The 11,143-nt window shown below is 69.1% G+C and carries 12 protein-coding genes; 7 read left to right on the top strand and 5 right to left on the bottom strand.

What is annotated here, in order from left to right:
- Positions 1-60 precede the first annotated feature (60 nt).
- Together ACWDEW_RS47155 and ACWDEW_RS47160 are read left to right on the top strand one after the other, a co-directional pair.
- Positions 61-2,670 (top strand): glutaminase domain-containing protein, encoded by a 2,610-nt coding sequence (locus tag ACWDEW_RS47155; protein WP_450522290.1) that lies wholly within the window; start codon positions 61-63, stop codon positions 2,668-2,670.
- A gap of 96 nt (positions 2,671-2,766) precedes the next feature.
- Positions 2,767-3,939 carry a S1 family peptidase gene (locus ACWDEW_RS47160; RefSeq protein ID WP_450522291.1) on the top strand — a complete coding sequence of 391 codons (1,173 nt, stop codon included), beginning with the start codon at positions 2,767-2,769 and terminating at the stop codon, positions 3,937-3,939.
- A gap of 311 nt (positions 3,940-4,250) precedes the next feature.
- Here ACWDEW_RS47160 and ACWDEW_RS47165 read toward each other — a convergent pair whose 3' ends face one another.
- On the bottom strand, positions 4,251-4,427 hold the full coding sequence (locus ACWDEW_RS47165) for a hypothetical protein (protein WP_450522293.1): 177 nt from the start codon (positions 4,425-4,427) through the stop codon (positions 4,251-4,253).
- Between the two features lie 671 nt (positions 4,428-5,098).
- Between ACWDEW_RS47165 and ACWDEW_RS47170 the strand changes: the two genes are divergently transcribed.
- From ACWDEW_RS47170 to ACWDEW_RS47185, 4 genes are read left to right on the top strand one after another with little or no spacing between them, the layout of a single operon-like run.
- On the top strand, positions 5,099-5,935 hold the full coding sequence (locus ACWDEW_RS47170; protein ID WP_450522294.1) for a CPBP family intramembrane glutamic endopeptidase: 837 nt from the start codon (positions 5,099-5,101) through the stop codon (positions 5,933-5,935).
- A complete protein-coding gene (locus tag ACWDEW_RS47175; protein WP_450522296.1) occupies positions 5,932-7,098 on the top strand; it encodes a sensor histidine kinase in 1,167 nt (388 codons plus the stop codon). Before ACWDEW_RS47170 ends, ACWDEW_RS47175 begins: the two co-directional genes overlap by 4 nt.
- Positions 7,095-7,787, top strand: coding sequence for a response regulator (locus ACWDEW_RS47180; RefSeq protein ID WP_450522298.1), 693 nt, complete (start codon positions 7,095-7,097; stop codon positions 7,785-7,787). Before ACWDEW_RS47175 ends, ACWDEW_RS47180 begins: the two co-directional genes overlap by 4 nt.
- 19 nt (positions 7,788-7,806) lie before the next feature.
- Entirely contained in the window at positions 7,807-8,274 is a 468-nt protein-coding gene (locus ACWDEW_RS47185; protein WP_450522300.1) for a hypothetical protein, read from the top strand.
- Between the two features lie 104 nt (positions 8,275-8,378).
- On the opposite strand, the gene ACWDEW_RS47190 is transcribed toward ACWDEW_RS47185, so the two are convergent.
- The gene (locus ACWDEW_RS47190; protein ID WP_450522302.1) at positions 8,379-9,017 is read right to left on the bottom strand and encodes a hypothetical protein; all 639 of its coding nucleotides are present in this window, start codon (positions 9,015-9,017) and stop codon (positions 8,379-8,381) included.
- Between the two features lie 69 nt (positions 9,018-9,086).
- A complete protein-coding gene (locus tag ACWDEW_RS47195) occupies positions 9,087-9,512 on the bottom strand; it encodes a hypothetical protein (protein ID WP_450522304.1) in 426 nt (141 codons plus the stop codon).
- 447 nt (positions 9,513-9,959) lie between these two features.
- Between ACWDEW_RS47195 and ACWDEW_RS47200 the strand changes: the two genes are divergently transcribed.
- A complete protein-coding gene (locus tag ACWDEW_RS47200; RefSeq protein ID WP_450522306.1) occupies positions 9,960-10,589 on the top strand; it encodes a hypothetical protein in 630 nt (209 codons plus the stop codon).
- Between the two features lie 70 nt (positions 10,590-10,659).
- Here the strand turns inward: ACWDEW_RS47200 and ACWDEW_RS47205 are convergent, their stop codons facing one another.
- Positions 10,660-10,851 carry a hypothetical protein gene (locus ACWDEW_RS47205; protein WP_450522308.1) on the bottom strand — a complete coding sequence of 64 codons (192 nt, stop codon included), beginning with the start codon at positions 10,849-10,851 and terminating at the stop codon, positions 10,660-10,662.
- Between the two features lie 93 nt (positions 10,852-10,944).
- Complete coding sequence (locus ACWDEW_RS47210; RefSeq protein ID WP_450522310.1) at positions 10,945-11,076, bottom strand: hypothetical protein; 132 nt, start codon at positions 11,074-11,076, stop codon at positions 10,945-10,947.
- Between the last annotated feature and the right edge of the window lie 67 nt (positions 11,077-11,143).

The raw sequence follows: 11,143 nt of genomic DNA on the forward strand, positions 1-11,143 counted from the left end.
CCGTCAGCATGGCGCGCTGACAACGATGTCGAACGCTCGTTGCCCGTCGAAGGAGCCCCGATGCCCCACACCGAAGACGACAACCGCCCTCTCGCCGCCCCCGGACCACACCCCCTGTCCAGACGTGACCTGCTTCTCTGGGGAGGGGCGGTCGCCGCAGGTGTCATGGGCAGCCTCGGCGTCGACGGACCGGCCGCCCACGCCGCCCCCTCAGCGGTCAACGCCGTGGCGTCGACGTTCAGCCCGCTGCGTCCACCGGCCACCCCTCTCGCCGTGCGGTCCCCGTACCTGACCACCTGGCTGGCCGGGGACAGCCTGGCCGGCACCTGGCCCACCTTCTGGAACGGGCGGATCACCGCGCTGGCCGGCATCGCCCGGATCGACGGCACGCCCTATGTGTTCCTCGGCGCTCCGGCGCTGCCCGGCGGCCCGGCCCTCGACACCATGACGCAGACGTCGCTGCAGCTCACGGCCACTCGGTCGATCTTCACGCTCACCGGGGGCGGCGTCATGCTGACCGTCACCTTCTTCTCCCCCGTGGACCTCGGCAATCTGCAACGCCAGTCCGTGCCGCTGAGCTACGTCAGCGTGCAGGCCGCCAGCGATGACGGGGCGAGCCACACCGTCGACGTGCACGTCGACGCGTCGGCCGAGTGGGTGCACGGCGACAGCGCCACCCAGGTGGCCTGGGCCAAGCAGGCCACCGGCAGCATGACCGCCCTGACCTGCCGACCGTCCTCCCCGACGGAGCTGAGCGAGAAGAACGACCAGGCGTCGTGGGGTTCGCTGGTGCTGGCCGCCCCCACCGTGAGCGGGCTGACCTGGCAGATCGGCCAGGACACCGTCGTAAGGGCCGCCTCCGCCACGAACGGGACGCTGGCCGGCACCTCCGACACCGCCCAACCCCGAGCGATCAACGACCGTTGGCCCGTGCTGGGCCTCAACCAGAACCTGGGCACCGTCACCGCGTCCGCCCCGTCGGCGGCGTTCCAACTCGTCGTCGGCCATGTGCGTACCCCGGCGGTGAGCTATCTCGGCAGCAGCCTGAACCCGTGGTGGACGCACTACTGGAGCTCGTGGACGGCGATGCTCGACTGGTTCAACAACGACCGCGCCGCCGCCGTGTCCGCCGCCGTCACCTTCGACACGGCCATCCACGACGACGCCGTCAGCGCAGCGGGCGGCGGTGACACCGGCCAACGCTACGCCGCCGTCTGCGCCCTGGCCGTGCGTCAGGCCGTGGCCGGGACGGAACTCGTCGACCGCAACGGTGCGCCGTGGGCGATGCTCAAGGAGATCTCCTCCAACGGCAACTTCTCCACCGTCGACGTCCTCTACCCGGCGTCCCCCGCGTACCTGCACCTCTCGCCCGCGTATCTGCGACTGCTGCTCGAACCGCACTTCGACTACGCGGAGAAGGCAGGCTGGCCGAAGCCGTACGCCGAGCACGACCTCGGCTCCAGCTACCCGAACGCGACAGGGCACCTGGACGGCAACGAGGAGGCCATGCCGATCGAGGAGTCCGCCAACATGCTGATCATGGCGGCGGCCGTGGCCCAGCGCCTTCCGGCGGCCGACGCGGCCTCCTTCGCGACCGCGCACTACGCGATCCTCCGCAAGTGGGCCGAGTACCTGGTGGCGAACACGCTCGATCCGGAGAACCAGAACCAGACCGACGACTTCACCGGCTGGATCGCGCACAGCGCCAACCTCGCGCTCAAGGGCATCATCGGCGTCGGCGCGATGAGCGTGGTGGCCAAGGCGGCCTCCAACTCCCCCGACGCCTCGCACTACGAGGCCCTCGCCCGGGGCTACATCAGCCGGTGGGTCACCCTCGCCCAGGACTCCTCGGGCACTCACCTGAAGCTCGCCTACGACCGGGACGGCACCTGGAGCCTGAAGTACAACGGCTACGCCGACCGCCTGCTGGGCGTGGACCTGGTACCCACCGGAGTGGCCGCACAGGAGGCCGCCTGGTACCTGTCCAGGGCGGGCACCTACGGCGTGCTGCTGGACCCGCGCAACGACTACACCAAGACCGACTGGGAGGTGTGGACCGCGGCCTGGCTGGCCGACCACGCCGACACCCGCGACATGCTGATCAACGGGGTCTACGGCTTCGCCAACAGCACACCGTCGCGGGTGCCGTTCACCGACTGGTACGTCGTCGCCACCGGCGCCCAGCGGGGCTTCGCCGACCGCCCCGTCATCGGTGGTGTCCTCGCCCTGATGAACGCCCCGGCGGCCGACTCCGTCTCCTGGAAACGTATCCAGAACAAGAACTCCGGCAAGCTGCTCGCCGTCAGCGGCATGTCCCTGGCTGACAGCGCCGAGGTCACCCAGTACGAGGACAACGGCACCGCCGACCACCAGTGGACCGTGGTGGACAACGGCGACGGCACCGTCAAGATCTACAACCGCAACAGCGGCAAGCTGCTGGCCGTCCACGACCAGAGCACCGCCGACGGGGCCCACGTCCAGCAGTACAACGACAACGGCACCCAGGACCACCTCTGGCGGTTCGTCGACAACGGCGACGGCTGGATGAAGATCGTCAACGTGCACAGCGGCAGGCTCATGGCCGTCGACGGCGCGTCCCAGGCCAACGGCGCCCAGGTGACGCAGTGGAACGACAACGGCACCTCCGACCACCTCTGGCGGCTCGTCTGACCCACCCCCACAACTGACATGAGCACACCACACCGGAGACCGGCGCCTCACAGATCCACACCTTTCCCGCCCCACACGGAAATGAAGGAGCGTTCCATGAGAAGCCCGACGAAACTCTGCCTGGGCCTGTCCGTCCTGCTCGCCCTGGGCACCGGAGCCCTGGGGCTGTCGCCCGCCGCCGCGTCGCCGTCGCAGCCGACCTCCGCCCGGGCCCTCTCCCCCGGTCTGGCCACCGCCCTCCAGCGGGACCTCGGACTCACCGCGAAGCAAGCCCGGACCCGGCTGACGCAGGAAGCAGCCGCCACCAAGCTCGCCCCTCGGGCCGAACGGGCGGCGGGGCAGACCTTCGGCGGCTCCTGGTACGACGCGGCGCACGGCACCCTCGTCGTCGGACTCACCGACACCGTCGGCACCGCGGCCGATTCGGTACGGTCCACCGGTGCCACCGTCGTACGGGTCGCACACAGCGCACACACCCTCGACGCCACGAAAACGGCACTCGACAACGTTGCCAGGACGGACGGTGCCCCCACGGCCGTCCGCAGCTGGCACGTCGACCCCCGCACCAGCAAGGTCGTGGCGGAGGTCAGCGAAGGAGCCGAACACAGCGCGGCCGTAACGAAGTTCCTGTCCCTCGCGCGCAAGACCGGACTGCTCACCATCAACAGCGTCGCCACGGCGCAGAAGCCGCAGACCTTCGCCGCGGGCACTGTCGGCGGCGACCCGTACTACATCAACGGCAACACCCGCTGCTCCATAGGGTTCTCGGTGGTCGGCGGCTTCGTCAGCGCCGGACACTGCGGAACGCCCGGCAGCTCGGTGGCCGGCTGGGACGGTTCGGCGATGGGCACCTTCGCCGGTTCGTCCTTCCCGGGCAACGACTATTCGTACATCCAGATCGGCAACGGCTGGTGGACCGTCCCGGTCGTACTGGGCTGGGGCACCGTCAGCGATGTCCTGGTCCGCGGCTCGGCTGTGGCGCCTGTCGGCTCGTCCGTCTGCCGCTCCGGGTCGACGACGCACTGGCACTGCGGCACGGTGCTCACACAGAACGAGACCGTCAACTACAGCCAGGGTTCGGTCTACGAGCTGACCGGCACCAGCGTCTGCGCCGAGCCCGGTGACTCCGGCGGTTCGTTCATCACAGGTGACCAGGCCCAGGGCGTGACCTCCGGGGGCTGGGGCAACTGCACCAGCGGCGGCCAGACATGGTTCCAGCCGGTCAACGAAATCCTCAGCACCTACCGCCTGACACTCGTAACCGCCTGATCTCCAGGGGTCCTCGCCAGGCCGGGCTACGGAGACGATCGCCGCTCAGGCGTCATCTGCGCAGCCCGGCGCACCCCTGCCCGGAGCGATCGATCCGTGCACGCACGCCCCCCGTAATGCTCCACGAGCGGGCATGGGCCGCGAACTGGCTTCCGAACGCCCCGACAGTTCCTCTGCGGCACGAGGATCGCCGGGCCGAATGCGGCCCAAGGGATCGTCGGTGGTGACGACAGTGCGCTGCACGCGCTCGGGCAAAGCGAGGAGAGGAGAGCCGGACGGACCTGCCGAAGGCATCGTCCCAGCGGGTCGGATCACCCCTGTGATCGCCCTCCGGGGCGTGCCCCGGGGACGGTACGGATGGTCGTACCGGCCAGCGCGATGGTGTCCCTTGTCGTGGTGTACGGGATCAACGGCTGGGAGTGCGCGGGCGTCTGCCCGGGGCGCACTTCCACGGGTGAGGACCGCTCCCTCAGCAGGAGGCGGGCCATCGCGTAACTCTCCCTGGTGAACGCCCGGTTCAACCACGAGGAGTGCACGATGGCCCCGCCCCGGTCTGAACCGATACGGCGCCTTGAGTCACTACACTCGACCGACGGAATCGAGTTCATCCGCGCCTGCCGCAGTTCGTCGAGGAATACCTCGACTCCTCGCACCGCCTCAAACGAGGGAGGTGCCAAGCTCTTGCTCCGGCAGCATCGCCACGACTCCGCCGCAGTCCTTCATCGTGGCCTCCCCGCCGACGGCACTACGCGGCTTCGGAGTTGACCACCAGAGTGGTCACGCACTGCACCCCTGCCCATATCCACAAGATTGGACCGTTTCGTCGCTTACCGAGGGCTTCGCGCTGAGTCGTGGACACCGACGGAGTGCGGCTCCTGAATCCCGATACCGTCGCCGACGCCGTCCGACCCCAGGCGGAAGGGACTCCCGTGTTCGGAGGGCCAGCACCCTTCCCCAGGTGAGGGGTGGGATTCCAGCGCGTGGCCGCGGCGATCCGGTGCCAGAGGTTCCTCGCTCACCGCACCGAGACCTCTGGGGCCGTCCCCCTTACGAGCTACACGCAGGTGTCCCCTGTGCGGTGACGATCTCGGGGCGCCGAATCCCTAGCGTTCAGACCAGTCGCGGCGCTCTTGCCGCGGATCCGACGAAGAGGTCTTCCATGAGGCTGGTTTGGCAGTTCGCGGCCGTTGCGGCAGTCGCTTTCATCGGCAGCCAGGCCGTTGCCGCGGTGCAGGGGAACGCGGTGCCCACGCTGCTGCTGGGAGCGGTGACAGCTGCGGTCGCGGTGCTCGTCTACGGGTGGGTGGTGCGGCGGACCGAGCGCCGCCCGGCAACGGAGTTGGCGCGGGAAGGAGCCGCGGCAGCGACAGGCCGAGGCGCCCTGATCGGTGTGGCGTTGTTCGGGGCCGTCGTGGCGAACCTCGCCTGGCTAGGGCACTACGAGGTCCACGGCCTGGGCTCGGTGTCAGGCGCGGTGGGGCTGATCGGTTTCATGGCAGCCGCTGCCGTGACGGAGGAGCTGCTGTTCCGGGGCGTCCTGTTCCGGATCGTGGAGGAACGTCTCGGCACGTGGATCGCACTCACCCTCACCGGCGTGCTGTTCGGTTTGTCGCACCTGTCCAACCCGCACGCCAGCCTGTGGGGTGCCGTCGCCATCGCGATCGAGGCCGGCGGCATGCTGGCCGCGGCGTACGCGGCCACCCGCACCCTGTGGGTACCGATCGGCCTGCACTTCGGCTGGAACTTCGCCGAGTCCGGCATCTTCAGCACCGAGGTCTCGGGCAACGACACGAAACAGGGGCTGCTGGACGCCACGCTGTCGGGGCCGAAGCTGATCACCGGCGGCGACTTCGGCCCGGAGGGAAGCGTGTACGCGGTGCTGTTCGGGCTGCTGGCGATGATCGCGTTCCTGTGGCTGGCGCGCCGCCGCAACCATCTGGTGCCGCGCCGCGGACGGGGCGCCCGCGCCGACTCGACCGCTACAGTTTCCCAGTGATCGCTCTTCGGCGGCTCCAGGACAGCCGACGACGGCTCGACGTCACGGTCCGGGATCTCCCGCTCGGGCTGCTTCTCCTCGCCGTGTCACTCATGCCGGTCTGGCAGCGTCACGGCACGCGGCTCGGCGGCGTGCCGGACCGCGCCTTCGACGCGGGGGCCGTCGCGGTCCTCGTCCTGGAGTGCCTCCCGCTCGCCGTGCGCCGACGGTGGCCGGCCGGCTGCCTCGTCCTGGTGTCGCTCGCCTTCGCCACCGACCAGCTGCGCGGCTACCACCTGGTAGCGGGCACTGGCCTGTTGGTCGCGCTGGTGTCCACGGGACTGCATCTGCAACGGCGACGGCGCGCCACCGCGCTGCTGCTCTCGGTGGCGTACGTCCTGCTGGCGATCGCGCTCTCCCGGCTCGGTTCGGGCGAGCCGCCCAGCGAGTTCGTGACGTTCTACCTGGTCCTGACACTCGCCTGGGGCGCCGGGGCGTGGCTGCGCTCCGCCGGCATCGCGGAGGCCGAGCGGCGCCGCCGGATCGCCGAGGACACCCGCGCCGCCGAACGAACCCGTATCGCCCGGGAGTTGCACGACGTGGTGACCCACCATGTGACGGCAATGGTTGTGCAGGCCGAGGCGGCCCGCTATCTGGCCGCCTCGCCCGACCGTCTCGACCAGTCCCTGACCGCCGTCGCCGACACCGGCCGACGGGCCATCACCGACCTGCGGCACCTGCTCGACCTGCTCAACCCGGACCACGGCACCGAGGCCGACGGCGAGGTCAGGACACCGACCGTCGGCAGGCTGCTCACGCTCGTCGAGCAGACCCGCAAGGCCGGACAGCCGGTGGAGTTCACCGAGGAGGGCACGCCGTCCGAGTCGACCGGCAGCGCCGATCTCGTGGCCTACCGGGTCGTACAGGAAGCCTTGACCAACGCCCTCAAGTACGCCCACGGCAGCCGCACTTCGGTCAAGGTGCAGCACGGCGCGAAGGAGATCACCGTGGCGGTCAGCACAGCGGGTTCCGGGTCGCGGGCCGCGTCCCCCGGCGGCAGCGGGCGGGGCCTCGCCGGCCTGCGCGAACGGGTCGACGTCCTCGGCGGCGACTTCAGCGCACGGTCGCAGCCGGACGGCGGCTTCGTCGTCCGCGCACGCATACCCGCGGGGAGGCCGTCGTGACCTCCGAGGTGAACTCGGCCCGGACCGCGCCGACATCGCCGATCCGGGTCCTGGTCTGCGACGACCAGATACTGATCCGCACCGGACTGGTGACCATCATCGACGCCCAGTCCGACCTTGAGGTGGCGGGCGAGTGCGGCGACGGGCGGGCCGCAGTCGACCTCGCCGGCCGACTGCACCCGGACGTCGTGGTGATGGACATACGCATGCCGGTGCTCGACGGCATCGAGGCCACCCGGCTGCTGGCCGGCGCCAGGGTCGCGCAACCCGTCAAGGTACTCGTGGTCACGACGTTCAACCTGGACGAGTACGTCTACGAGGCGCTGCGCGCGGGGGCCAGCGGCTTCCTTCTCAAGGACGCGCCACCGGCCCAACTCCTGCACGGTATCCGGACCGTGGCCACGGGCGCGGCGCTGCTGGCCCCCGAGGTGACGCGCAGGCTGGTCGGCAAATACGCCACCCGGATCCGCCCGGCCGCAGGCACCCCGCACGACATCCCACTGACCCCCCGCGAACTGGAGGTCCTCCGCCTCATCGCGGACGGCCTGTCCAACAGCGAGATCGCCGGAACCCTGGTGATCAGCCAGGAGACCGTCAAGACCTTCGTGTCACGCATCCTCACCAAACTCGGTCTTCGCGACCGGGTCCAGGCGGTTGTCTACGCCTACCGCCACGGCCTGGTCACCTGACCCTGACCCGCAGGGGCCGATGTCGTGGCTGTCCGGCTACCGCAGACTCACCCCCCGCTACGAACGACATCCCCGCAACCACCTGGCCTTCCTCGGTCTCGCCGCCGCCCTCTGCTGCTACAAACGCCTCGTCCGCCTCACCACGCAGGACACGGTCTTAACGTTTCCCACGCGCGGTTGTCCGCGTTCTTGCCGGGGCGAGCGGAGCCCCTGCGCCCACACCCTGCGGAGCAACCCTGAACAGCCCTGCCCCCGCCCTCCCGCACCCAACTGGAAGAGCGACCTCAAGGACGCGATCCTGCCCAGAACCGTCCTGCTCGTGCTCGGGGTGCTCCTGCGGCAACTGGCGTTCATCCTGCCCTACGTCGGGGCGTTCCACTCGCCCGAACCGGACGCCATCCCGGTGGCGGTCGTTGCGCCCCGGTTGAACGCGAAGCAGAGCGTCGATCAGCTCAACGCCACCACAAACGAGTCGCTGAGCGTCTGATGCTCGGTCATCCCGGCTTCGGCCAACTCCAGCAGCGGCTTCACCACGTCCCTCAGCCGTGACAGGCTCCGCCGCCAGTTTTCCCGGGCCAGCCAGCCGTTCGTTCAGCACCACCACAGCAGCCCGCCCACCACGATCATCGCGGCCAGCGGGTTGCGTCGCGCGAGGACCGTCAGGCGGTGAACACCCGCGCCGAACAGCCGCAGGGCCCAGTCGAGAACCACCAGCGCGTTCGCGGCGGTGGCCTCCAGGCCGGCCATGCGCATCACGCTCTGGACGACGGGGATCCACTCGACGACGGCGAACCCGAAGCGGCAGAAGACGCTGTCCTCGGTGACGATGACACACGGCCCCAGGAACTCCGCGAGTGCCATGGTGGGTGCGTCGTCCGGTTCGCCCTGGTACTTCTTCGGCAACTCCGGATCGACGTGCAGGATGTGCCGGGTCTGCGGGGACAGGTGATCGCGAATCTCCAGATCGACCACGCACAGGGCAGGGAGGATCTGTGCCCCGAGGAGGCGGCGTACGTCGCATTCTGCCACCTGGTAGTCAGCTGCCGGCCGGGGCAGGTGCTCCTCGATCTCGCCGGGAACGTGTGCCGCGATGTACGGCGTCGCACGACCGGTACCGGCCAGCGCTGTCACCTTGTCGTGCTGGTACCCGTCCTGGACCAGCCAGCAGGCATGTGTCAACAGCGCGTTGGTGTCCAGGACCGGCAGCAGCATCCGCCGGTCCAGCACCATCGGGTTGCTCGCCGATCCGGAAGGAACCAGCAGTAGCGGTGCCGAAACAGCACGCTCAAGCGTGATGGATCAAGTGTCGCCACCACCACTGACATCCGGGCAGGATTTTCCGTCCGGCACCGGCCCGGCCCTCCATCTGGTCGACAGCAGCCGGAGCCGTTCCACAACGTCTAGAACCCGCCCGGTCTGATACTTGCCGGTGACGCCTTGGAAGGAACCATTGCGCAGTGCGATCACCTTCTCCACCTCGCCCAGGGTCCGCTCAGCACTCAGGGCCGCGGCTTCGTCCCGATCGCCGACGACGAACGTCGGCGCGGTGGTCCACGTCACGGTGTTCAGCCAGCGGACCCAGTTCGGGGGCAGGCACCTGCTGGTCGAACCCTCCCGTTCTTCCCGGGCGGTGAGGAACGCGACCGAGTCAAGACTGGCTGTCTCATTCGGCCGCAGGTCCACCGGTGGGTAGCGAATGATCGTGCGCCCGTCCTCGCGCCCCATCTCGGAGGATCGGAGGGCTCTGGCCGCACGCATCTCCCTCGGCAGTGAGCACAGCACTGAGCTGGACACCCTCGCCCGCATGTGCGGGCACCCCCCGCAGCAGACCGGAGAACTCCTCGACCGGCTGGTGACAACAGGCACCCTGCGAGCCTGGCACCACACCCGGGAGACCGCCGAGGCAGGCTGGCAACTGCCCCGGCCCCTGCACACGAACCCTCCCCGTAACCGGACCCCAAAGGGATCCGACTGCGTGGCCCTGAGGTCCGCGCCGGACAGCGGACGCCACTCGAGAGGAACAACTGGTTCCGCCTGTCCGTAGTATCTCTACACCAAGGCATTTCGTGGCAGATACAGCCTCCGCACCGCCGGTACAGCACACAGGGAGCACTGCCCGGTTCGAGACCGCTCGCATGGATCACCACCGCACACCGAGGAAAGGCCAACATCATGCCCGAGAACACGACTGTCGCCACGGGACTGACATCCCAGTACATCGCCCAGGTGGCCGGAGACCTCGAAAGCAACCTCAAGGAACAGGAACGTATCGGCGCCGAAATCGCCGCCCTGCAACAGCAGCTGACCGCCCTGCAACAGGACCACAGCGTGCTGGTCAACATCCAGCAGGCACTCGGCGTCACGCATGAACCGGATGAGCCGTCGGCCACGGCCGAGAGCGCCGCAGCGCTCTCTCCCCAGCAGAAGACCGAGGCCGCACTCCCCGGCAAGCGCCGGGCACGGAAGACCACCGCCGTGCGGGACACGACGGCCAAGAAGCCCGCCACGCCCAAGGCCAGTACGACAGCGGCCCGGCCCACCCTGGTGGAACTCATCCGCCGCCACCTCACCGAGCAGAACGAGCCACGCTCCGCCGCGGAAATCTCCACCGCACTCGGTCAGGCCCACCCCGAGCGCGACATCAAGACCAAGGTCGTCCGCGTCACTCTCGAAGGACTCGTGGCCAAGAGCAAGGCCCAGCGCACCAAGCAGGGAGCCTCGGTCTACTACACCTCTCCCGCCTCACCGGAGCCGACAGCTGCGCCCCAGACCGAGGAGAAGCCTGAAGGTTCCGACCGCTGAAGCCACAGGTCAGCAACCGCACACCACCAAGGCCAGTACCCGCCGCCCCACCAGCCGCTCGCGATCTGAATCAACAAGTCCGGGAGTACGGGCCGCCATCCGCCCCTTCCGCGGCTGTGGCACTCTTCCTGGCCGTGACCAGAATGCCTGAACTGTCCGACGCCGGTGCCGCGCTGTAGACGGTCAGGTCTGCCGCATGGCGCACTGCCGAAGCCTGCATGATCTTGTCGATGGCCGCGCCCAGCTGCTTCTTGGAGTACACGGCGTGAACGATCTTGATTCGGGAGGCGTCGATGGCGGGGTGAGCACGCTTGGCCGCCTCGATCGACCTTTGGGCGCTCGCTTCCTCGGTCGCCTAGAGGATGACTCGGCGGTGCGGCACTTCCACGTACCGGTTGCTGTATGTGTCGGCGAAGGCGTGGCGCCCCTGGTCGCCGAGGCTGTTCGTGATGGCGTCGAGCAGCTGCTCGGCTCTGCCTTCGGCCAAAGCGCCCGCGTACACCTGGAACCTCCGAGGATGTCCCGGCCTTCAGGCCGGGGAGGAATCGGACTCC

The organism is Streptomyces sp. NPDC001100, assembly GCF_053598575.1.

Bases quoted from the DNA above. Each gene is read 5' to 3' on its own strand.
- ACWDEW_RS47155 (WP_450522290.1), top strand. From the start codon at position 61: ATGCCCCACACCGAAGACGACAACCGCCCTCTCGCCGCCCCCGGACCA.
- ACWDEW_RS47160 (WP_450522291.1), top strand. From the start codon at position 2,767: ATGAGAAGCCCGACGAAACTCTGCCTGGGCCTGTCCGTCCTGCTCGCC.
- ACWDEW_RS47165 (WP_450522293.1), bottom strand. From the start codon at position 4,427: ATGGCCCGCCTCCTGCTGAGGGAGCGGTCCTCACCCGTGGAAGTGCGC.
- ACWDEW_RS47170 (WP_450522294.1), top strand. From the start codon at position 5,099: ATGAGGCTGGTTTGGCAGTTCGCGGCCGTTGCGGCAGTCGCTTTCATC.
- ACWDEW_RS47185 (WP_450522300.1), top strand. From the start codon at position 7,807: ATGTCGTGGCTGTCCGGCTACCGCAGACTCACCCCCCGCTACGAACGA.
- ACWDEW_RS47190 (WP_450522302.1), bottom strand. From the start codon at position 9,017: ATGGTGCTGGACCGGCGGATGCTGCTGCCGGTCCTGGACACCAACGCG.
- ACWDEW_RS47195 (WP_450522304.1), bottom strand. From the start codon at position 9,512: ATGGGGCGCGAGGACGGGCGCACGATCATTCGCTACCCACCGGTGGAC.
- ACWDEW_RS47200 (WP_450522306.1), top strand. From the start codon at position 9,960: ATGCCCGAGAACACGACTGTCGCCACGGGACTGACATCCCAGTACATC.